This window comes from Yoonia sp. KMU-150, assembly GCF_056858355.1.
Genome location: NZ_JBXEQF010000002.1, coordinates 424107 through 445534 on the forward strand (window position 1 = coordinate 424107; position 21428 = coordinate 445534).

Sequence of the window (21428 nt, forward strand, 5' to 3'; positions counted from 1 at the left end):
CGCGATGCAGACGCCCGGCACCTATATCTCGGCGGTGGGCCATGTCGGCCTGATCGGCTGGCTGCTGTTGGGCTGGGGGCTTGACGCAGAGCCGCTGCCGTTCGAGATCAGCGAAGTGTCGGTCGTTTCGGGCGAGGAATACGCGGCATTGGTCGCCGCCACGACGCCCGACCCGTCCACCGACGGGCCGGATACGCCGGTGCCGCCCGCCGAAGACGTGGCCCCATCACCTACCGAGGTCGAGACCTCGCCGGTCCCGCAACCGCGCCCCGACCCGGTGACCGCACCGGCAGAGGAGGCACCACCGCCCGAGCAACCCGCACTGCCTGACGATCCGGCGGATGTGGCGGTGGATGTGACCGCCCCGGTCGCCCCGCCGGTGGGGGAGCCTGATCTGCCGCCGTCGGATACCCCGCAGGAGGCACCGTCGGACCGGGTGACGGCAACCCCAACAGCACCGCCGCCACCGGATGCCGACACTGCCGCCACCGTGCAGGAGGAGACCGCGCCGCTCGCCGCAGAGGATGCGCCCGTGGTGGAGGAACCGGCAGAGGCTGCCGCACCCGAGGACAGCGCGACAGCCATCGTGCCGGAGGATGTGGCACCGTCAGGTGCGGTCGAGACGTCGCTGCGCCCTGCCGCGCGCCCGAACCGCCCGACACCGGCCCCTGCGACGGAAGAACCACCGGCGGAGGAAACGGAAACTGCCGCCAGCGACGACGCGACCGACCCCGCCGTCGCCGCTGCACTGGAGGCCGCGACGAGCGCCGCCAGCAGCGCCAACGTGCCGCAGGGCCCGCCGATGACCGGATCGGAGAAGGACGGCTTTCGCGTCGCCGTAAACAATTGCTGGAACGTCGATCCCGGCTCCATGGCGGCGCGGGTCCGGGTGGAAGTGGCGTTCAGCCTCGATCAGGGCGGCAAGGTTACGGGCGATGTCAGGCTGGTGTCGGCAGAGGGCGAGACGGCAGCGACGGACGTTGCCTTCCAGGCTGCGCGGCGTGCGATTTTGAGGTGTCAGGGGGCATCGGGTTATGACCTGCCGCCCGAGAAATACGGGCAATGGAAAGACGTGATCATCACCTTCGATCCATCGGGGATGAGGACATGGTAGGTTTGCGTGCAGGGCTTCGTCTTGCCCTCGTCATCGGCTGCGTCGGATGGACGATCCCGGTCGCGGCACATGAAGATGTTTTCGGGCGCACCGTGCATGCCGCGATCCTGCCCTGCTGGAACCTTGCCGAGAGCACCGGTGCCGCGGTGATCGTGGGCTTCGATCTGGATCGGAAGGGCAAGGTGATCGGCGATACGCGCCTGATCACCGCGCATGGCGAAACAACGGCCGCGATCGACGCCGCCTACCAATCGGCAAGGCGTGCGATCCTGCGTTGCGGCCAGGACGGTTTCGATTTGCCGATTGCGGACTATGTGGTTTGGCGCACGATACATTTGGTATTCGATCCTGCAGAGCCTGCAGGGCATTGATATTCGGCAATCAGTCGCTTGGGGCGCGAAATTCCCCTTTGCGGATTGCCAGACAGAGGTAAAAGCCGGATGAATCCGGGTAAACAGGATGGTGAACACGACGATGAGGCTGACAATGATACGCGCACTGACCCTATTGCTCACGCTTCTCTTTTTGTCGCCGGTGGCGGCACAGGCGCAATCGGGGCCGTTGCGGCTGACCATCACCGACGGTGTGATCGAGCCGCTGCCTTTCGCAGCCCCCGTGTTCGAGGCCGAGAACGAGGCCGCGACACAGGTCGCTGCCGACATCACCCGGCTGGTGTCGCAGGATCTGACCGGCACCGGCCTGTTCCGCGAAATCCCGCCGTCCGCCTTTATCAGCGGCGTGGATAGTTTCACCCAGACCGTCGCCTATGCCGACTGGCGCGCGATCAACGCGCAGGCGCTGGTGACCGGTGCCGTCACGGTGAACGGCGATCAGCTTGTGGTGAAATTCCGGCTTTATGATGTATTCTCCGGCGCGGAACTGGGCGACGGGCAACAGCTTGTCGGCACGGTATCGGGCTGGCGGCGCATGGCGCATAAAGTCGCCGATGTGGTTTACAGCCGGATCACGGGCGAGGGCGGTTATTTCGACAGCCGTGTCGTCTTCGTCGGCGAAACCGGCCCCAAGGACAACCGACAGAAGCGACTGGCCGTGATGGATTACGACGGCGCCAATGTGCAGTACCTGACCGACAGCGCGTCGCTCGTGCTGGCACCGCGCTTCAGCCCCACAGGCGACCGCGTGCTTTACACCAGTTACGAGAGCGGCTTTCCGCGGATCAACGTGCTGGATGTCGCGTCGGTCGGACGGCGGCAGCTTGAAACGGCACCGGGCGAAATGGCCTTCAGCCCCCGGTTTTCGCGCGATGGCAGTCAGGTGATCTACAGCCTGTCGAACGGCGGCAACACCGATATCTGGCGCACCGATCTGGCGAGCGGCCAGCACACCCGCCTGACAGAGGCACCCAGCATTGAAACCGCGCCCAGCTTCAGCCCTGACGGCGGCCAGATCGTGTTCGAAAGCGACCGGTCCGGCACCCAGCAGCTCTACATCATGCCCGCAGGCGGTGGCGAGGCGCGGCGGATTTCCTTCGGCGAAGGGCGTTACGGCACGCCGGTCTGGTCGCCGCGTGGCGATCTGGTCGCCTTTACAAAGCAGAACGCGGGCCGGTTTCATATCGGCGTCATGCGCACCGACGGCAGCGAGGAACGCCTGCTGACGGCCAGTCAATTGGACGAAAGCCCGACGTGGTCGCCAAATGGCCGGGTCATCATGTTCATGCGCGAAACGCTTGGGGCGACGGGCACGTCGTCGCTTTATTCGGTCGATATTTCCGGTCGCAATCTCAAGCCCGTGTCCGTCGACGGTGGTGCGTCCGACCCGTCCTGGGGACCGTTGCAACCGTAACGCAAGGTGAATTCCCCTGTTCCGCGCACCATGCTAGGGTGCGCGGGACAGAGCACAAGAAGAACAGGAAACTGACACATGAACCTTATTCGGAAATTTGGCCTCGTCCTGCTTTTGATGGCCACGGCGGCCTGCACAAACCCCGATCGTTTTGGTGGGCAGGGCACCGGGGCCGACCCCAATGCGAACACCCAGGTGACGCCGCCACCGCTGACCGGGGCCAATGACCCCACCAGCCCGCAGTATTTCAGCCAGACCATCGGCGACCGCGTGTTGTTCGAGGTCGACAGCTCCACGCTCACCGCAGCCGGGCAGGCGACGCTGGACGGGCAGGCGCGCTGGTTGCAGACCAACGCCGATTATCGCGCCATCGTCGAAGGACATGCGGACGAACAGGGCACACGCGAATACAACCTGGCGCTTGGTGCGCGCCGGGCCAACGCCGTGCGCGAATATCTTATTTCCAAGGGTGTGCCATCGGGCCGGCTGCAAACCGTGAGCTACGGCAAGGAACGCCCGATCGAGGTTTGCGCCGAGGAAAGCTGTTACCGGCAGAACCGCCGCGCCGTGACGATCATCTCGGTCGGCGCGCTCAGCTAGGGTATTTGTGATGTTGCGACGTTATCTGCAAATCGCGGCGATGGGGGTGGCATTGGCTGCCCCCGTGGCCGTTCCAGCGCAATCCGCCGAGACGCTGGCCGACATCCGCCAGCAACTGTCGATCCTTTATGTGGATATCCAGCGCCTGCGCACCGAACTGTCGACCACCGGTGGCCTGACGACCGGCACCGTCGGCAATACCCCGCTGGAACGCCTGAACGCGATCGAGGCGGAGTTGCAGCGCCTGACATCCAAGACCGAGGAACTGGAGTTTCGCGTGAACCGGATCACCGTGGACGGCACCAACCGGATCGGCGATCTGGAATTCCGCCTGTGCGAGTTGGAAGAGGGTTGCGACATCGGCCTCTTGGGCGATACCCCCAGTTTGGGCGGTGTCGACAACGGCGCGGATGTGCCTGCGGCGGAACCGGCCCCTTCAACAGATGGCCCGGCTTTGGCCGTCGGCGAGCAAAGCGATTTCACGCGGGCGCAGGAGGCGCTCGCATCCGGTGACTTTCGCGGCGCCGCTGACCTCCTTGCGGCCTTTGGCACGACCTACCCCGGATCGCCGCTAGCGCAGGAGGCTGCGTTCATGCGCGGCGAGGCGCTGGAAGGGCTGGGCGAGACGACGAACGCCGCGCGCGCCTATCTGGAAGCGTTTTCGAGCAACCCGCAGGGCGAAAAAGCGCCCGAGGCGCTCTATAAGCTGGGCTTTTCGCTGGGGCAGATCGGGCAGGCGGCGGATGCCTGCGTGACATTGGCGGAGGTCGGTATCCGTTTTCCCGGTCACCCGGCAGAGGCGCAGGCGCGCAGCGCGATGGCCAATCTGGGATGCCAGTAAAGGCGGCGCTGACCGCCCGTTTCGCCGCCCGTCTTGCTGCCCTAATCCGTGAGAGCGACCCACAGCACATCGGCGTCGCCGTGTCCGGCGGCGGCGACAGTATGGCGCTGCTCCATCTGGCGCAGGAATGGGCCAAGGCGCGGGGCGTCATGGTCAGCGCCATCACGGTCGATCACGGATTGCGCGACACTTCGGACGAGGTTGCGATGGTCGCGGCCTACTGTCAGGCGCGGCACGTGCCGCATCATGTGCTGGCATGGGACGGGTGGGACGGCACCGGTAACCTGCAGGATGCTGCGCGACAGGCCCGGCACCGGCTGATCGCGGAATGGGCCGCCGCACAGAAAGTCGGCCAAGTTCTTTACGGGCACACTGCCGACGATCAGGCGGAGACGATCCTGATGCGGCTCGCGCGCGGGTCGGGTGTGGACGGGCTGGCGGGCATGGATGAGATCGGGCAGGACGGCCTGGCCCTGCGGCCTTTGATCCAAGAGACACGTGCGGACTTGCGCGACTTTCTGCGGTTGGAAAGGATCACGTGGGCCGAAGATCCGTCGAACGACGATCCGCGCTTTGACCGCGTAAAGATACGGCAGATGATGGACAAACTGGCGCAGCTTGGCCTCACGTCCGACAGGCTGATCGCTACGGGCGATCACATGGCGCGCGCCCGATACAGCCTTTGGGCAGCGGCGCGCACGTTTGCGGCGCGGCACGTGACCGAAATGGTGGGCGATCTGATCCTCGACGCATCGGCGTTGCGCCTTAGCGGCTCAGATACGCCCGGCCGGGTGCTGGCCGCGGCTTTGCAGTGGATCGGCGGAACCGTCTATCGCCCTCGCTTTCAGGCATTGACGGACGCGGCGGACGCGGTGTTGCGCGGCGAACAGCGGACGTTGAACGGAGTTGTCCTGATCCCGGAAAACGGTGGTGCGCGGCTGATCCGCGAGGTGGGTGCGGTTGTCGATACGCATATCACCGACGGCGACGAGGCCGGAATTATCTGGGATAGGCGATGGCAGATCACACCCGTCGATGCGGGGCGGGCTATTCCGCCCGGTCTGACCCTCCGCGCTTTGGGCGAAAACATCCAACGCGTTCCTGCATGGCGCGCGACCGGCTTGCCCCGCCTATCCCTTCTGGCCAGTCCCGCGGTTTTCGACGGCGATACGCTTATCGCCGCCCCCGTCGCTGGATACAAAAACGGCTGGTCGGCGCGGATTGTCGCGGATTTCCACACTTCCGCGCTTTCGCATTGAAGATCGGGGGCGAGCCTCTATTTTAAACGCAACGCACAGTGCGCCGTAGCCGCGCTGTTTTCCTGTTTCAAAGGAGTTCCCCCTTGGGCAACGCACGCAATATCGTTTTCTGGGTCGTCCTGTTCCTGCTGGTCCTTGCGCTGTTCGAACTGTTCAGCGGTGACGGCGGGGCCGCCGGTTCGAACACGAAAAGCTATTCCGAGTTTGTGGCCGCTGTGGACAATGACGCTGTCCGCCAGGTCGTGCTCGATGGTGAACAGGTTCGCTATCTTGGGACCGACGGGCGCGAATACGTCGCCGTGATCCCGCAGGATGCCGCCGTGACCGACATGCTCATCGCAAACGAAATCCCGGTCGAGGCGCGAAGCCAGGAAACATCGTTGTTCCAGTCGTTTCTTGTGTCCTTGCTGCCCTTCCTGTTGCTGATCGGTGTCTGGATTTATTTCATGAACCGGATGCAGGGCGGCGGCAAAGGCGGGGCGATGGGTTTTGGCAAGTCCAAGGCCAAGTTGCTGACCGAAAAGCATGGCCGCGTGACCTTTGACGACGTGGCCGGCATCGACGAGGCCAAGGAAGAACTGGAAGAGATCGTCGAATTCCTGCGCAATCCGCAGAAATTCTCGCGGCTGGGCGGCAAGATCCCCAAGGGCGCGCTGCTCGAAGGCCCTCCGGGGACGGGTAAGACGTTGCTTGCGCGCGCGATTGCGGGTGAGGCGGGTGTGCCCTTCTTTACTATCTCCGGTTCCGATTTCGTGGAAATGTTCGTGGGTGTGGGTGCGAGCCGCGTGCGTGATATGTTCGAGCAGGCGAAAAAGAACGCGCCCTGCATCGTCTTTATCGACGAGATCGACGCCGTGGGCCGTGCGCGTGGCGTCGGCATGGGCGGCGGCAACGATGAGCGCGAGCAGACGCTGAACCAGTTGCTGGTCGAAATGGACGGCTTTGAGTCGAACGAAGGCGTGATCATCATCGCCGCGACCAACCGCAAGGACGTGCTGGACCCCGCATTGCTGCGCCCCGGTCGCTTCGACCGGCAGGTTTCGGTGGGCAACCCCGACATCAAGGGCCGCGAGAAGATCCTTGGCGTACACGCCCGCAAAACCCCGCTCGGCCCCGATGTCGACCTGCGGATCATCGCGCGCGGCACGCCCGGCTTTTCCGGTGCGGACCTTGCCAACCTCGTGAACGAGGCGGCGCTGACGGCGGCGCGTGTCGGACGGCGTTTCGTGGCGATGCTCGATTTCGAGCAGGCCAAGGACAAGATCCTGATGGGTGCCGAACGCCGGTCGATGGTCCTGACGCAGGAGCAGAAGGAAAAGACCGCCTATCACGAGGCAGGTCATGCCATCGTGGGTATCAACCTGCCCAAGTGCGACCCGGTTTATAAGGCCACGATCATTCCGCGCGGCGGAGCGTTGGGCATGGTGATGAGCCTGCCGGAAATGGACAAGCTGCAGATGTTCAAGGACGAGGCCGAACAGCGTATCGCCATGACCATGGCGGGCAAGGCGGCGGAAATCCTGAAATACGGCCCCGACGAGGTGTCCTCCGGCCCCGTCGGCGACATCATGCAGGCCAGCCAGTTGGCGCGCGCGATGGTCATGCGTTACGGCATGTCCGACAAGGTCGGCAACATCGACTATCAGGAGGCGGCGGCCGGCTATCAGGCCAACGGCGGTGCGGGCGGTTTCTCTGTCTCCGCGGCGACGAAAGAGCTGATCGAGGCGGAAGTAAAGCGCATCATCGACGAGGGCTATGAGACCGCGGCGAAGATCCTCAAGGAAAAGAACGAGGAGTTCGAGCGTCTGGCGCAGGGTCTGCTGGAATACGAGACCTTGACGGGTGCCGAGATCAACCGTGTGATCCGGGGTGAGCCGCCTTTCGTGGATGAGGATGACGAGGACGAATCCGGCACCGGAAACGCGCCGAACGTCACCGCGATCCCCAAGACCAAGACGAAAAAGCCCAAGCCGTCGGATGGTGGTATGGAGCCTGATCCGGCGTAAGTGCGGATTGACGCGATACGAGGAGCCCCGGCAGAGCCGGGGCTCTTTGCGTTCCGGCACCATTGCAACCGGCGTGCGACCTGACCAAAATGCGACCGAAACCGCAGCCGAGGATCGCGCCATGCCCGCATTGAAACCGACCGATATCTACGGGGAAATTACGTGGGTCGGCGTGGTGTCGCCCGATACCGGGCTGCAATCGCAGGCGGCGGACGAACTGGTGCTGACCTATGCCGGCGCTGTGGGAGAGGCGCACAGCGGGTTGACCCGCCCTTCCTGTGTGCGTGTGACATCGCAATGGCCCGAGGGGACCGAGATCCGCAATGTGCGGCAACTGTCCGTGCTGTCACAGGAAGAAATCGACGTGATCGCCGCCGACTGCGGGCTGGACACGCTTGACCCGGGGCTGCTGGGGGCGACGCTGGTGGTGCGCGGCATCCCGGACTTTACCCATCTGCCGCCATCGGCGCGGCTGCAGGCGGCGGACGGGTCCACCATCGTGATCGACATGGAAAACCGCCCGTGCAACCTGCCGGGTCGCGAAATCGAGGGGCCGCACCCCGGCCATGGCAAGGCCTTCAAGGCCGCGGCCAAGGGGCGGCGCGGCGTGACCGCCTGGGTCGAGCGGGAAGGCCGGATGCGTGTCGGCGAGCGGCTGCGGCTGCATGTGCCGGATCAGCGGGCGTGGCTGGCGGACAGCGACACCTGACGGTCGATTTTCCGTCACCGACGATTCCCGTGGGCAATATGTCGCAATCGCCGTGCCGCGCCGCGGGATGCGGCGGTAGATACAGGGCCAGATCAACAGGGGCGGGTCTGCCTTTTGCAGGGCTGCAGATAAGGAACCATCGTCATGAGCTACAAATCCGACATCGAAATCGCACGCGAAGCCCAGAAACGCCCGATCCAGGAAATCGGCGAAAAGCTGGGCATCGGCAGCGACGATCTGCTGCCCTATGGCCATGACAAGGCCAAGCTGAGCCAACGCTTCATCGATTCCGTGCAGGATCGTCCCAACGGCAAGCTGGTGCTGGTCACCGCGATCAACCCCACCCCCGCCGGTGAAGGCAAGACGACGACGACGGTGGGTCTGGGCGACGGGCTGAACCGGATCGGCAAGAAGGCCGCCGTCTGCATTCGCGAGGCGTCGCTCGGGCCGAACTTCGGGATGAAGGGCGGGGCCGCGGGCGGCGGTATGGCGCAGGTTGTCCCAATGGAAGACATGAACCTGCACTTTACGGGCGACTTTCACGCGATCACATCGGCCCACAACCTGCTGTCCGCGATGATCGACAACCACATCTACTGGGGCAACGCGCTGGAAATCGACATCCGCCGCGTGGCCTGGCGCCGTGTGCTGGACATGAACGACCGTGCCCTGCGTCAGATCAACGTGTCGCTGGGGGGTGTCGCCAACGGCTTCCCGCGCGAGGCGGGTTTCGACATCACCGTGGCATCCGAGGTCATGGCGATCCTGTGTCTGGCCAAGAACCTCAAGGACCTGCAGGAGCGTCTGGGCCGGATGATCGTGGCCTACCGCCGCGACCGCAGCCCCGTATTCTGCCGTGACATCAAGGCCGATGGCGCGATGACCGTGCTGCTCAAGGACGCGATGCAGCCCAACCTTGTGCAGACGCTGGAGAACAACCCTGCCTTCGTGCACGGTGGTCCGTTCGCGAACATCGCGCATGGCTGCAACTCCGTCACCGCGACGACGACCGCGCTGAAGATCGCAGATTATGTCGTGACCGAGGCCGGGTTCGGTGCCGATCTGGGTGCCGAGAAGTTCCTCAACATCAAGTGTCGCAAGGCGGGTCTTGCACCCGATTGCGTCGTGCTGGTCGCCACCGTGCGCGCGATGAAGATGAACGGCGGCGTGGCCAAGGCCGATCTGGGCGCGGAAAACGTGGATGCCGTGAACAACGGCTGTGCCAACCTTGGGCGTCACATCGGCAACCTCAAACAGTTCGGTGTGCCGGTCGTCGTGGCGATCAACCACTTCGTGACCGATACCGATGCCGAGGTGCAGGCGGTCAAGGACTACGTGAAGGAACAGGGGTCCGAGGCTGTGCTGTCGCAGCACTGGGAGTTCGGCTCCAAAGGGTCCGAGGAACTGGCGAAGAAAGTGGCCGAGGTCGCGGAAAGCGGCGTCAGCGATTACGCCCCGCTTTATCCCGACGAAATGAGCCTTTTCGAGAAGATCGAGACCATCGCCACCAAGATCTACCACGCCGACGAGGTGCTGGCGGACCAGAAAATCCGCAACCAGCTCAAGGACTGGGAAGAGCAGGGCTACGGCGATCTGCCGATCTGCATGGCCAAGACGCAGTATTCCTTTACCACCGACCCCGACCGTCGCGGCGCGCCCACGGGCCATTCGGTGCCGGTGCGCGAGGTGCGCCTGTCGGCCGGTGCAGGTTTTGTCGTGGTGATCTGCGGTGAGATCATGACGATGCCGGGCCTACCCCGCGTGCCGTCTGCCGAGAACATCCACCTGAACGCCGACGGCCAGATCGAAGGCCTGTTCTAGGCCGCTTCGGCGGGGCGTCGCGCGATGCCCCGCCTGCGGTCCCGCACGACAATTCCAGACTCAGCAGAGAAGACAGCCATGACAGCCACAGTGATTGACGGCAAAGCCTTTGCAGCAACAGTCCGCGACAAGGTCCGCACCCATGTCGCCCGTCTAAAAGCCGATCACGGTATCACCCCCGGTCTCGCCGTGGTCCTTGTGGGCGAAGACCCCGCCAGTCAGGTCTACGTCCGCTCCAAGGGCAAAATGACCATCGAAGTGGGCATGAATTCCTTTGAACACAAACTGGATGCCGACACCTCGGAAGAAGCGCTGCTGAAGGTCGTGGCCGATCTGAACGCCGACCCGACCGTGCATGGCATTCTTGTTCAATTGCCGCTGCCCGATCATCTGGACAGCGATCTGGTGATCAACAGCATCGACCCGGCGAAGGACGTGGACGGGTTCCATATCTCCAATGTCGGGCTGCTGGGCACCGGACAGAAATCCATGGTGCCCTGCACGCCGCTGGGGTGCCTGATGATGCTGCGTGACCATCACGGCAGCCTGTCAGGCATGAACGCCGTTGTTGTTGGCCGCTCCAACATCGTGGGCAAGCCGATGGCACAACTGCTGCTGAACGACAGCTGCACCGTAACGATCGCCCACAGCCGCACCAAGGATCTGGCCGATGTGGTGCGCGGCGCGGATATCGTTGTGGCCGCCGTGGGCCGCCCCGAAATGGTGCCCGGCGACTGGATCAAATCGGGGGCTACCGTGATCGACGTGGGCATCAACCGTATTGACGCTGGCACGAAAGAGGACGGCTCTCCCAAAACCCGCCTTGTGGGCGACGCACATTACGAAAGCTGTGCCGCCGTCGCCGGTGCGATCACGCCGGTGCCCGGCGGTGTCGGCCCGATGACCATCGCCTGCCTGCTCGCCAATACGGTGACCGCCTGTTGCCGCGCGAACGATCTGGCCGAACCCGAGGGGCTGACGGCCTGATCCGTCACCTCAAAGGCGCAATCGCGTAAAAGGGGCAAAACCGCCACCACTTCCCCTTATCAGTGCGACGTAATATTTTAGACTGATCATCTCATTCAGGTTGCGTGTCGGGTTTGGCGGTTGAAACATATTAAAAGTCTCGTGATCCGGTTCGGACAGTCGCCGGATCACATACGTGAAGGTGCCACTGTCCTCGTTCTCTATCTGATCATCGTCATGACCGGGCCGTTCGGGACGTTCGCGGCGCTGGACCTGCCGACGCGCGCGCTCTACTGGGGATGCCTGACAGTGCTTGCGATTGCCGTGCTGGCGGGGCTGCGCCGCACGGTCTATCGCTGGCTGAACGATGTGGACCCGTCCAAGCAACAGGGGCTGATCGCGTTGTTTTTCGCGCTTCTTTTCGCGCCGCTGCTTTATGGGATCAACGTCGCGTGGCAGCTCGACGACCGCCCGATGTCGATCGGTTTCCTGCAGACGGTTTTGATGGTCGGCGGCGTGACGGGGCTTGTCTATGCGCTTTCACATCTGATTGCCGTTCAGGGTGCGCAACACGCCTCTGCGACAGCCGCGCGCCCGCGTCTCTACGCCCGGCTGGGCGACGTCGGGTCTGCGCGTATCGGACGGCTGACCGTCAACGATCACTACGTCGATGTACATCTGACCGATGGACGGGTAGAGCGGTTGCTGATGCGGTTTTCCGACGCGGTCGCCGAAATGGACGGTGCGGCGGGGCTGCTGACGCATCGGTCGCACTGGGTCGCGCAAAGCCAGATGACCCAGATGATGCGCGATGGTCAGCGTGACATGGTCGTGCTGAAATGCGGCACGCACATCCCCGTCAGCCGGCGCCAGAAGCCGGAAGTTATCTCGGCCTTGGCGCAGGCGCGGTCACCGGCACAGGCACCGCAATAGCGCGCGCACCTGTCAGCACCGCGATCGCCTTTGCCGCGAACAGATCACGCACTGCCGGGTGCCGTGCATCCAGCCCGCCTGTGTAGGCCCCGTAGGCCGGCATGATCAGTCGGTCGCTGTCGTACAGGAAACAGGCGCGTTGCCGGCCCGTCCCGGGCAAGCCGTATTTCGGGTGGTAATGTCCCGATATCTCTGCGGTGTCCTTGGTCGCGATATGGCGGAACATCAGCGGCCCAAGTTGATGGCTCGCCAGATGTGTGCCACCCAGGTCCACCGGCCCGGGGTCGTGGTTGCCCTCGATCCAGATCCAGCGACGCCCGGCCTGAAGTCGGATCAGCGCATCGCGCACCGTGTCGGGCAGCGCCATCGCGGCATCGAGATCGTCAAAGCTGTCGCCCAGACAGATGACCGTCTGCGGCTGACGCGCGGCAATATCGTCGGACAGTTTGTCGAGCGTCGCCACGTTTTCATAGGGCGGGATCAGTGTGCCTGACCGGCGGGCGATCCGGTCGGATTTTCCCAGATGCAGGTCCGAAACACAAAGCGCGCCATGCGCGGGGATATGAAGCGCCCCCGACGGCAGGGCGTGCAACGTTTCTCCGGCGAGGCTGACAACATGCGCGTTCATTCTTTGTTCACTGATCCTAAATCCGTAAAAAGGCAAGTCTAGGTCCCGGACAATCCGGCGTTTTCCATCAGTTCCGCCGCCGCCTCGGCCAGCAGGCGGTCCTGTGCTGCACCGGTTACGGGAATGCGACCGACCTCCAGGAACAAGGGTGCCGCGAGTGGCGTGACGCGATCCAGCTTCAGATGATCGACGCGCCCGGCGGTGCGCGCCAGCATCTCTTCGATCCGCCCAAAATCGACCAGCCCGCGCATCGCCTCTTCCCGCGTGATCTGTAGCATCAGGTGGTCGGGGTCGTATTTCGACAGGGTGTCGTAGAGGATGTCGCTGGAAAATGTCGCCTGCCGTCCGGATTTGCGGGCCTGCGGCAGATTGCGTTCGATCAGCCCGGCGATGGTGGCGGAAGCGCGGAACGTGCGCTTCATAACCGCGTTCCCGGCCAGCCAGACCTCCAGCCCGTCGCGCAGGCCAGCGGGGTCGAGCAGCACTGCCGGGTCATCCACCGGATCCAGCCCCCAGATCATCGTGGCGTAGTCGGTGGCAACGAAGCCCATCGGATGCAGCCCGCGTTCCTCCATACGCTGGGTCAGCAACAGGCCGAGGGTTTGCTGCGCGTTGCGCCCGGCAAAGCTGTAGAAGACCGTGTATTCGCGACTTTCATAGGCGAAGGACTCGACGAGGATGCGATCCGCTTCCGGCAGTTTGGAGACCTCCCGCTGCAGCGCCAGCCATTCGGCGGTGTGCCCCGGAAGCTCCGGCCAGCTGTCCTGCTGGAACATCCGCAGAATGCGCTGGCTGAGCTGCGTCGACGTGGCGAAGCGGGTGCCGTAGAACGTGGCGATTTTCGGTGTCTTTGACGCGTCACGCGTCACCTCCACCGTCATCTCGCGCAGGCGGTCGTAGCGCACGATCTGGCCGCCGATCAGGAAGGTGTCGCCCTGGGTGAGCGTAGCGGCAAAGGCCTCCTCGACCTCGCCCAAGGCCTTGAAACTGCCCTTCCATTTGACCTTGAGCGTATCGACATCCTGAATGGTACCGATATTCATGCGGATCCGCAGGGCCGCGCGCGGATCGCGCAACTGCCAAGTGCCATCGGAGTTTTGCAGCAGGCGTTTCCATTTATCGTAGGCGCGCAGGGCGTAGCCGCCGGTCGCGCAGAAATCGAGACAGGCGTCGAAATCCGGGCGCGACAACCCGCTGTAGGCCCCGACGCTGGTGACCTCGGCATAGAGCGCATCCGCGTCGAACGGCCCGGCGCAGGCGGTGATCAGGATATGCTGGCAGAGCACATCGCGGGGGCCGGGGCCCTTGGGGTCACCGTCCAGATCGTTTTCTCGCGCGGCCTCGAGTGCGGCGACACATTCCACCACTTCGAACCGGTTGGCGGGCACCAACAGCGCCTTGGACGGTGCGTTGTAGCGGTGGTTCGCGCGCCCGATCCGCTGCACCAGCCGTTTGACGTTCTTGGGCGCGCCGACCTGGACGACAAGATCGACATCGCCCCAGTCGATGCCAAGATCGAGGCTGCCGGTACAGACGATGGCCCGCAGGTGTCCCGCGACCATCGCCGCCTCCACCTTTTCTCGTTGGCTGCGATCAAGGCTGCCGTGGTGGATGCCGATGGGCAGATCGTCGGTATTGGCGAGCCAGAGGTTGTGAAAGAAAATTTCGGCCTGCGCACGGGTATTGTGGAAGATCAGCGTCGTCCGGTGCTGTCGCACCTGCTCCAGCACCGCCGGAATCGCGTACTTGCCGCCGCCACCGGACCACGGGGGTTTTTCCTCGGTGACCAGCATCCGGATGTCCGGGTCGGGGCCGGGATCGGCCTGAATGATCGGGCAGGGGTCAGGATGGCAGGCAAGCTCATGGGCGATGGCCGCCGGGTCTTCTACCGTGGCGGACAGCCCGACCCGGCGCAGACCGGGGGCCAGCCGTTGCAGCCGTCCCAGGGCCAGCATCAGCTGATCGCCACGCTTGCTTTCGGCCAGCGCGTGGATTTCATCGACGATCACCCGCTGCAACCCGGTGAACATGCGCGGCGCGTCCTCGTAGCTGACCAGCAGGGCGAGGCTCTCCGGTGTCGTCAGCAGGATATGCGGCGGGTCGGCACGCTGGCGGCGCTTTTGCGTGTAGGAGGTATCGCCGGTGCGATCCTCGATCCGGATTGGCAGGTCCATTTCATCGACCGGCGTGCGCAGGTTGCGCTTGATATCCGCGGCCAGCGCCTTGAGCGGCGAGACGTAGAGCGTGTGCAGCCCGGTATGGGCGTTATCTGCCAGTTCCACCAGCGTGGGCAGGAAACCGGCCAGCGTCTTGCCGCCGCCGGTCGGCGCGATCAGCAATTGGGCGGGCGCATCCTTACGGTCCAGCATCTCTTGTTGATGTGGATGGATGTGCCAGCCGCGTGTGGCGAACCAGGTGGCAAAATGTGCGGGGAGCGTGGTCATGCCGCTAAAGTGCGACGGGTGCGCCAAGGTTCAAGGGTGAAGCGGGGGCCAGCCCCCGCACCCCCGAGGTATTTTGGACCAAAAGAAGTCACCGCCGCGGGGTCAGCGTCCGCAATGCGGCCTGAATGTCCTGCGGCAGCGTCACGTCCGCATCCGGCGGTGCCATGTCGAGCCCGGCGGCCACGTCCTTGACCAGTATCCCGATGGAGTTGTCGGGGGCGTAGCCGTCACGGGCAAATTCGATGGTATCGAAGCCGGAGGCGAGCCAGTTCTGACCCGAGGAGGTGTGGATCAGCGCAAGCAACCTTGCCTCGTCGATCCCCGCCGCATCGCCCCAATCCAGCACCAGCCGGGTCATCGCCGTATGCGACGCGGCGAGCAGGTTGTTGAGCACCTTGGCCGCCATGCCCGCACCAAATTCGCCCATGACGTGAATATCCTGACCCATCGCGCGAAAGAGCGGCATGTAGGCCTCCAGCGCGGATTTCGGTCCGCCGAGCATGAAGGAGAGCGTGCCGGATTGTGCCCTGACCTGCGCGCCCGACATCGGCGCGTCGATCAGGGTGATGTGATCCGGCACGCGCGCCAGCAGGTCGCGGGTATAGACGGGTGAGAGGGTCGAGGAGACGATGATCGTGCGCAGCTCCGGTGCATGTGCGAGGGCCTGCGTGTCGAACAGCAGCGCGTCGGTTTCAGCCGCGTCGCGCACCACGGAAATCAGCGTGGTCAGTCCCTTCGCAAAATCGGCCAGCGGCGCATCGTCACCGCGCCCCTGCACGATGTCGAAACCGCGCGCGGCGATACCGGCGCGGCGCAGGGCCGCCAGCATCGGTGCGCCCATCCGGCCGCAGCCGGCGATTCCAGTGATGTCAGACATGGCGATGCCCCGCGCGGTTCAGCCTGAACCTTGGCCGTAAAGCCCGCGGGCGGCAACCGGGCTTAGCGCACGATCTCTTCTTCCTTGACGAACATATTGGCCCAGGCTCGTTCGATCAGCTCCGGGGTCATCTGATAGGGTATGCCTTCGAATTCGCAGATCGCGATCATCTGGTCGATCAGGAACACCGGCTGATAGTTGGCGTAGGTGTTGTCGATTGTCGGGTAGAGGTGGTTGAGCAGATGCACCAGCGTCGCCTCGTCCAGCGGCATTTTCTTCTTGCGGGCGACCATAGCGAATATCTTGAGGAATCCGGCCTGATCCGGCCCGTCGATCTTGATCTTGTAGAAAATCCGGCGCAGTGCCGCCTTGTCGAAGATCGCGTTGGGGTGGAAGTTGGTCGAAAAGATCACGAGCGTGTCGAAGGGCACCTCGAACTTTTCGCCCGATTGCAGGGCGAGGATGTCTTTGCTTTCCTCAAGCGGCACGATCCAGCGGTTCACCAGCGTTTGCGGCGGTTCCGCCTGGCGGCCAAGGTCGTCGACGATGAAAATGCCGCCGGTGGATTTCAGCTGTAACGGGGCCTGATAGGTCCGCGCGACAGGGTTATAGACCAGATCGAGCATCGACACCGTCAGTTCGCCGCCGGTGATCACGGTGGGGCGCTCGCAGCGCACGTAGCGGGTGTCGAACCGACCCGAAGTGCGGCGCAGTGAATTGGGATCGTCCACATCGTCCTCTGCCGCGCTGTGCACGATGGGGTCATAGACGGTGATCACCTGACCGGAATATTCGATGGCGCGCGGCACGTAGATCTTGTCACCCAGCGCGTCCCGGATGCCGTTGGAGATCGAGGATTTGCCGTTGCCCGGTGGCCCATACATCAGGATCGAGCGGCCCGCACCAACGGCGGGGCCGAGGTTGCCCAGCAGATCCGGCGGCAGGATCAGATGGCCCATCGCCGTGGTCAACTGGTCGCGGGTGACGTGGATGTTGCGGATCGACTGACGTTTGACCTGCTCCTGATAGACCGCCAGCGGCACCGGCATCGCGCCAAAATATTCCGACTGCGCCAGCGCATCGAGCGCGCGGGCCTTTCCCGCGTCGGTCAGCTGATAGCCCATTTCGTTGCCGGAATTGGCGTTGAGCGTGCCCATCGCCTCGACCAGGCGTTGTCCGCGCGCGAGGTCGATCAGTTCCTGCGTCACCGGGATCGGCAGGCAGATCATCTTGGCCAGGGCGCTGACCATGTCGATATTCATGCGGAACATCGTTTTGATCAGGATGTCGCGCATCATCGACATCGGCAGTTGCATACCGGCCAGCCCCTTGGGCGGCGGCGGTGCCATGACGGAATTGGTCTGCATGTTCATTGGTTCGGCCCACCTGCTGAAAGCTGTGCACGGCCCCGGTTGTGGGACCTTTGCCTGCTGGATCGCAAGACTTTGTGGCGAAAGCGTGAACAAAACGGCGTATCACGGGGGCATTGACGCCGCGGGCGGATCGTCAGCGGACCGCGAGGACCATCGCCAGATAGGCCACAAGTGTCAGCCCGAGGGGAAAGCCCATCGGAAACCGCTTGCCGCTGGTCCAGCTGTCCCAATGCGGGACGCGCGCACGGATCGGGCTGGCGCGCGCGATGCGGTGGGTCACGAAGCCGCCGATCAGCGCCGCCGCAAGAATCATCGCGACAAGCACCAGATCGGCGAGGGCGATCATCGGTGCGGCGGCTGCGATGAACTTTGCGTCGCCGGCCCCCATGACACCCGCGGCATTCAGGGCGATCCCCGCGATCAGGGCGACGGCGACATGCGCGTATCCCCACAGGTAAAGATCGAAGGGCAGGGCGATCAGGCCCAGAACCGCATAGGATAGCAGCAAAGCGCCGACCGCGACATTGGGGATCTTCATCCGGGCCAGATCGGAGTAGGCCACGAAGAAACAGATCGGCACGGCCGGGATCAGGAACCAGCCCGCCGCCCATGCGCTCAGACCCATCTCCTAGTTCGTCACATTGTCTTCGAGCGCGCGCAGGGCGCGGACGGCGGCATCGAAATGCTGTGGATGCGTGTCGATCGCCTCGCGCAGCAGACCTTTGCCGATGGTGATGTCGTTCTGTTTGATGGCCGTCAGCGCCATGGTGTGCAGCAGTTGCGCGCGTTCCACCTGCGTCATGGAAAAGACCGGCAGGTCATAGCGCCGTTGCGCGCCACGGGCCAGAACGAGGTTGTTCTTGGCGGTGAAAAGCTGCGGATCGTGGCGCAGCGCATCGGAAAAGAGCCGCTCTGCCCCGGTGTAGTCGCCGCGCGTCAGCTTGGAGTAGCCCCAGTTGTTGAACACGTTGGCGGGTGTCGTGGTCAGACCGGCGGCGGTCTGGTAGAAACTGTCGGCCTTTTCCCAGTTTTCCTGACTGTCCGCGATCATCGCCTCCAGCCGGTAGCGCTTGTAGGTCTCGTGCGTCGGCGGAATGGCGTTGAGCGTTTCGGTCGCAAGGTCCCACTGGTTGGACCGGATATAGGCATCGGCCAGTTCGACGCGGTCGTCGTTCGTGGCCTCCGCGTGGTCGGTGACCGCTTTCCAGGCCACGACGGCATCGCTCGCGCGTCCGGCGCGGATCAGCGATTTTGCCAGCCCGCGCATCAGGTCGATCCGCCCGGGATCGTTTGCCAGCGCGCCGCTGAAGTAGTTCACGGCCTCATCGGGGTCGCCCACGGTCAGGAACACATCGTTGAGGTTGGTTTCGTCGACGACGTTGAGATCCTGCAAGGCCCGGTCGACCTGTGCATCGTCCCCGCTGCATGCCGTCAGCGCGACGACGGTCGCGAGACCCATCGGAATCGAGAGAAAATGGCGCATATTCCTGCGTCCTTTATGCCTGCTCTTGCCTTCAAGGTGCTGTCAGGATGACGAAATCGCCCGTTCCCCGGCGCACCAGTTCGAATTGTTGTTCTTCTTGGGGTTCATCATTACCGGTGTTTTCCAGTTTGGCGAGTGCCAAGCGCAGGTTCTCGCGAATCTGGTCGGAATTGCCGTTATCCGTGGCAAATGCGCGACGGAAAACCTCGCTCGCTTCGGCGACATCACCTTTTTCCATCAGGATCACGCCCAGATTGTTCCACGCTGCGGGAAAATCAGGGGCCTGTTCGGTGGCGCGGCGCAGCAGGCGTTCGGCCTGACCCAGCCGCCCGAGCCGCAGGTTGGCGGACCCCAGTGCCGACAGCGTGTCGACGTTGAGGCCCTGCTGCGCGGCGGCGCGGGTATACGCGCGCAGGGCCAGCTCGAACTCGCCCGCAGCCATTAGGCGGTGCCCCACAAGCAGACCGTCCAGATCGGACTCGCCTGCGATGCCCGGCGCGAAAACCCTGTCGTCCGACGCACCAAAGCCGGCTGCATCGCAGCCGGCCAGGGCGGTGACCAGCGTCACAAGGGCCAGTGATCGTGCGGCCCGATGTGCGGTCATTGACGTGTCCTTAGTTGCCCAGGCTTTGGGAGATATTGAAGATCGACGGCCCGATGAGAATGAGCAAAAGCGGCGGCACCGTCAACATCATCGTCGCCAGCGTCATCTTGGTCGGCAGTTTGTTCGCGGCCTCCTCGGCACGCATCACCCGCTTGTCGCGCATTTCAGAGGCATAGACCCGCAGCGCATCGGCAATCGATGTGCCGAACTGCTGCGACTGCACCAGCACGGTGACGAAACTGGTGATGTCCTGCACGCCTGCGCGTTCCGACATATCCTTGAGCACGGTGGTCTTGTCTTTACCGGCCTTCATTTCCTGGCTGACGATCTCGTATTCGCTGGCCAGTTCGGGAAAGCCCGACTTCAGCTCACCCGACACCCGAAGGATCGACTGGTCGAGCGACTGGCCCGCCTCGACGCAGACAAGCATCATGTCGAGGCTGTCGGGAAAGCCGTTCTCGATCGCCTTTTGCCGTTCCGCCTGCCGCCGGGTGACCCAGTATTTCGGCAGCATATACCCGGCACCGCCGGGCAGCAGGATCCACATCGCCATGTCCTTGGTCGTGACCGGACCCTGGGAGGACTGGTAAAGCGCATAGATCGCGCCCGCGCCAAGCAGCAGCAGACCAAGCGAAAACTGCAGGAAGTGATACATCCGCACAGCGTTCTTGCTGCGGTATCCGGCCTGCATCAGCTTCAGTTTGACGGCAGAAAAATCCTCGGCGTTCTGCGGTTCGAGGAAGTTTGAGTATTTCTCCAGCTTGTCCTTGCCGCTTGGCGCACGCAGTTTTTCGGCCTTGCCCGGCATTTTCTGCGGCTGGCGATTGGTCGGCTTGAGCTTGTCGAGCGGATCCTCGGTTTTCTTGAGCAGGACCGGCAGCGTGATCAGGATCATCATGAACCCAAGCACGCCGACCAGCATCAGTGGACCGAAAGGGCCGAGGAGGTCGACGATCATCGTCTCGATGGTTGTGATAAATTCCATGATCGACCTCAGACCTTGATGTTCACGAGCGCACGCATCACGAACAGGTTCGCGATCAGAAACGTGGCGACGACCAGACAGGCGGGGATGAAGATCGGTTCTTCCATCACCTCGTCGAAATAGTCGGGCTTGATCAGATTGATGCCGATCAGACAGAGGATCGGGAAACCGGACAGCAATTTGCCCGACCACTTCGCCTCGCCGGTGATCGCCTTGACCCGGCGGAACAGGCGGAACCGCGCGCGGATCACCTTGGCCAGACCGGCCAGAATTTCCGCGAGGTTACCACCCGATTGCTGTTGGATCGTCACCGCCACGGCAAGGAAGCGCAGATCCTGCATGTCCAGCCGTTCGGCCATCGCCTTGAGCGTTTCACCCATGTCACGACCATAGGCCGCCTCGTCCGAGATCATGCCCATTTCGGTGCCCAGCGGGTCGGGGATTTCCGACGCCACGATGCTGATCGCGGAAGAGAACGGGTGACCCACCCGTAAGGACCGCACCATCAGTTCCACGGCTTCGGGCAGTTGTTCTTCCATCAGCGCCATGCGCTTGTTGGCCTTGCTGTTGATCCACATGAACACGCCGCCGATGCCCATCGCGACCGCCACGAACGACCGCACCAGCGGATCGACGTCGGTGGCCATCGTGAGGCCGATGAAGGACACAAAGCTCACCACCCCCATCAGTACGAAAATCTGCGGTGGCGAGAAGGCGATATTCGCCTTTTGCGCCTTTGATGCCAAGATCGAATACAGCGGGATGCGCTGCGATTTCATGTGCTGCGTCATCTCCTTGCGGAGCTGTTCGAGCACCTGTTCGCGCCCGCCGCCCTTTTCCAGCAGGGCCAGGCGGCGGTTCACCTTGCTGTTCAGGCTGATCGACTTGCCGAAGATGACAAGATACGCCCCTTCCACAAGCGCCAGTACGGACAGGAAAATGACGACATAGATGACGGGTTCGGCTGAAATCATGGGGT

20 protein-coding genes are annotated in these 21428 nt (G+C 63.5%); 11 read left to right on the plus strand and 9 right to left on the minus strand.

All coding sequences use genetic code 11. From position 1 onward, the window contains the following. Window positions 1-4: 4 nt before the first annotated feature. The 11 genes from AC04PH_RS14950 (at window position 5) to AC04PH_RS15000 (ending at window position 12055) form a co-directional block, all read left to right on the plus strand. Window positions 5-1114, plus strand: coding sequence for an energy transducer TonB (locus AC04PH_RS14950; protein WP_483066617.1), 1110 nt, complete (start codon window positions 5-7; stop codon window positions 1112-1114). Continuing rightward, complete coding sequence (locus tag AC04PH_RS14955) at window positions 1108-1485, plus strand: hypothetical protein (protein WP_483066618.1); 378 nt, start codon at window positions 1108-1110, stop codon at window positions 1483-1485. Before AC04PH_RS14950 ends, AC04PH_RS14955 begins: the two co-directional genes overlap by 7 nt. Before the next feature lie 115 nt (window positions 1486-1600). Continuing rightward, on the plus strand, window positions 1601-2920 hold the full coding sequence (gene tolB / locus AC04PH_RS14960) for a Tol-Pal system beta propeller repeat protein TolB (RefSeq protein ID WP_483066619.1): 1320 nt from the start codon (window positions 1601-1603) through the stop codon (window positions 2918-2920). A 78-nt stretch (window positions 2921-2998) separates the two neighbouring features. Beyond that, a complete protein-coding gene (gene pal, locus AC04PH_RS14965) occupies window positions 2999-3520 on the plus strand; it encodes a peptidoglycan-associated lipoprotein Pal (RefSeq protein ID WP_483066620.1) in 522 nt (173 codons plus the stop codon). Window positions 3521-3530: 10 nt separating this feature from the next. Next, window positions 3531-4361 (plus strand): tol-pal system protein YbgF, encoded by an 831-nt coding sequence (gene ybgF, locus AC04PH_RS14970; RefSeq protein WP_483066621.1) that lies wholly within the window; start codon window positions 3531-3533, stop codon window positions 4359-4361. Continuing rightward, window positions 4352-5620, plus strand: coding sequence for a tRNA lysidine(34) synthetase TilS (gene tilS, locus AC04PH_RS14975; RefSeq protein ID WP_483066622.1), 1269 nt, complete (start codon window positions 4352-4354; stop codon window positions 5618-5620). Before ybgF ends, tilS begins: the two co-directional genes overlap by 10 nt. An 83-nt stretch (window positions 5621-5703) precedes the next feature. After that, window positions 5704-7626, plus strand: a complete 1923-nt coding sequence (gene ftsH, locus AC04PH_RS14980; RefSeq protein WP_483066623.1) for an ATP-dependent zinc metalloprotease FtsH — start codon at window positions 5704-5706, stop codon at window positions 7624-7626. Window positions 7627-7747: 121 nt separating this feature from the next. Then, entirely contained in the window at window positions 7748-8335 is a 588-nt protein-coding gene (locus AC04PH_RS14985) for an MOSC domain-containing protein (protein WP_483066624.1), read from the plus strand. 144 nt (window positions 8336-8479) lie between these two features. Continuing rightward, complete coding sequence (locus AC04PH_RS14990) at window positions 8480-10156, plus strand: formate--tetrahydrofolate ligase (RefSeq protein ID WP_483066625.1); 1677 nt, start codon at window positions 8480-8482, stop codon at window positions 10154-10156. 78 nt (window positions 10157-10234) lie between these two features. Then, window positions 10235-11143, plus strand: coding sequence for a bifunctional methylenetetrahydrofolate dehydrogenase/methenyltetrahydrofolate cyclohydrolase FolD (gene folD / locus AC04PH_RS14995; RefSeq protein ID WP_483066626.1), 909 nt, complete (start codon window positions 10235-10237; stop codon window positions 11141-11143). A 120-nt stretch (window positions 11144-11263) separates the two neighbouring features. Then, window positions 11264-12055, plus strand: a complete 792-nt coding sequence (locus AC04PH_RS15000; protein ID WP_483066627.1) for a LytTR family DNA-binding domain-containing protein — start codon at window positions 11264-11266, stop codon at window positions 12053-12055. On the opposite strand, the gene pdeM is transcribed toward AC04PH_RS15000, so the two are convergent. From pdeM to AC04PH_RS15045, 9 genes are all read right to left on the minus strand, one after another. Then, the gene (pdeM, locus tag AC04PH_RS15005) at window positions 12006-12683 is read right to left on the minus strand and encodes a ligase-associated DNA damage response endonuclease PdeM (protein ID WP_483066628.1); all 678 of its coding nucleotides are present in this window, start codon (window positions 12681-12683) and stop codon (window positions 12006-12008) included. The genes AC04PH_RS15000 and pdeM overlap by 50 nt on opposite strands. A 38-nt stretch (window positions 12684-12721) precedes the next feature. Then, on the minus strand, window positions 12722-15127 hold the full coding sequence (locus tag AC04PH_RS15010) for a ligase-associated DNA damage response DEXH box helicase (protein WP_483066629.1): 2406 nt from the start codon (window positions 15125-15127) through the stop codon (window positions 12722-12724). Between the two features lie 88 nt (window positions 15128-15215). Then, entirely contained in the window at window positions 15216-16004 is a 789-nt protein-coding gene (locus AC04PH_RS15015; protein ID WP_483066630.1) for an NAD(P)-dependent oxidoreductase, read from the minus strand. 62 nt (window positions 16005-16066) lie between these two features. Continuing rightward, on the minus strand, window positions 16067-17377 hold the full coding sequence (locus AC04PH_RS15020; RefSeq protein ID WP_483066631.1) for an ATPase: 1311 nt from the start codon (window positions 17375-17377) through the stop codon (window positions 16067-16069). A 133-nt stretch (window positions 17378-17510) separates the two neighbouring features. Then, entirely contained in the window at window positions 17511-18002 is a 492-nt protein-coding gene (locus tag AC04PH_RS15025; RefSeq protein ID WP_483066632.1) for a prepilin peptidase, read from the minus strand. A 3-nt stretch (window positions 18003-18005) separates the two neighbouring features. After that, complete coding sequence (locus AC04PH_RS15030; protein WP_483066633.1) at window positions 18006-18860, minus strand: tetratricopeptide repeat protein; 855 nt, start codon at window positions 18858-18860, stop codon at window positions 18006-18008. A 31-nt stretch (window positions 18861-18891) separates the two neighbouring features. Continuing rightward, window positions 18892-19464 (minus strand): tetratricopeptide repeat protein, encoded by a 573-nt coding sequence (locus AC04PH_RS15035; protein ID WP_483066634.1) that lies wholly within the window; start codon window positions 19462-19464, stop codon window positions 18892-18894. Between the two features lie 10 nt (window positions 19465-19474). Then, window positions 19475-20449, minus strand: a complete 975-nt coding sequence (locus AC04PH_RS15040; protein ID WP_483066635.1) for a type II secretion system F family protein — start codon at window positions 20447-20449, stop codon at window positions 19475-19477. 8 nt (window positions 20450-20457) lie between these two features. Then, window positions 20458-21423: a type II secretion system F family protein gene (locus AC04PH_RS15045; protein WP_483066636.1), complete on the minus strand. Its 966-nt coding sequence runs from the start codon at window positions 21421-21423 to the stop codon at window positions 20458-20460. Between the last annotated feature and the right edge of the window lie 5 nt (window positions 21424-21428).

What these genes read in the sequence shown, in the direction of transcription:
- AC04PH_RS15035 (WP_483066634.1), bottom strand. Translation starts at nt 19,464, where the DNA reads ATGACCGCACATCGGGCCGCACGATCACTGGCCCTTGTGACGCTGGTC.
- AC04PH_RS14985 (WP_483066624.1), top strand. Translation starts at nt 7,748, where the DNA reads ATGCCCGCATTGAAACCGACCGATATCTACGGGGAAATTACGTGGGTC.
- AC04PH_RS14990 (WP_483066625.1), top strand. Translation starts at nt 8,480, where the DNA reads ATGAGCTACAAATCCGACATCGAAATCGCACGCGAAGCCCAGAAACGC.
- AC04PH_RS15030 (WP_483066633.1), bottom strand. Translation starts at nt 18,860, where the DNA reads ATGCGCCATTTTCTCTCGATTCCGATGGGTCTCGCGACCGTCGTCGCG.
- AC04PH_RS14955 (WP_483066618.1), top strand. Translation starts at nt 1,108, where the DNA reads ATGGTAGGTTTGCGTGCAGGGCTTCGTCTTGCCCTCGTCATCGGCTGC.
- folD (WP_483066626.1), top strand. Translation starts at nt 10,235, where the DNA reads ATGACAGCCACAGTGATTGACGGCAAAGCCTTTGCAGCAACAGTCCGC.
- ybgF (WP_483066621.1), top strand. Translation starts at nt 3,531, where the DNA reads ATGTTGCGACGTTATCTGCAAATCGCGGCGATGGGGGTGGCATTGGCT.
- AC04PH_RS15020 (WP_483066631.1), bottom strand. Translation starts at nt 17,377, where the DNA reads ATGAACATGCAGACCAATTCCGTCATGGCACCGCCGCCGCCCAAGGGG.
- AC04PH_RS15015 (WP_483066630.1), bottom strand. Translation starts at nt 16,004, where the DNA reads ATGTCTGACATCACTGGAATCGCCGGCTGCGGCCGGATGGGCGCACCG.
- tilS (WP_483066622.1), top strand. Translation starts at nt 4,352, where the DNA reads ATGCCAGTAAAGGCGGCGCTGACCGCCCGTTTCGCCGCCCGTCTTGCT.
- AC04PH_RS15010 (WP_483066629.1), bottom strand. Translation starts at nt 15,127, where the DNA reads ATGACCACGCTCCCCGCACATTTTGCCACCTGGTTCGCCACACGCGGC.
- tolB (WP_483066619.1), top strand. Translation starts at nt 1,601, where the DNA reads ATGATACGCGCACTGACCCTATTGCTCACGCTTCTCTTTTTGTCGCCG.
- AC04PH_RS15045 (WP_483066636.1), bottom strand. Translation starts at nt 21,423, where the DNA reads ATGATTTCAGCCGAACCCGTCATCTATGTCGTCATTTTCCTGTCCGTA.
- pal (WP_483066620.1), top strand. Translation starts at nt 2,999, where the DNA reads ATGAACCTTATTCGGAAATTTGGCCTCGTCCTGCTTTTGATGGCCACG.
- AC04PH_RS14950 (WP_483066617.1), top strand. Translation starts at nt 5, where the DNA reads ATGCAGACGCCCGGCACCTATATCTCGGCGGTGGGCCATGTCGGCCTG.
- AC04PH_RS15040 (WP_483066635.1), bottom strand. Translation starts at nt 20,449, where the DNA reads ATGGAATTTATCACAACCATCGAGACGATGATCGTCGACCTCCTCGGC.
- pdeM (WP_483066628.1), bottom strand. Translation starts at nt 12,683, where the DNA reads ATGAACGCGCATGTTGTCAGCCTCGCCGGAGAAACGTTGCACGCCCTG.
- AC04PH_RS15025 (WP_483066632.1), bottom strand. Translation starts at nt 18,002, where the DNA reads ATGGGTCTGAGCGCATGGGCGGCGGGCTGGTTCCTGATCCCGGCCGTG.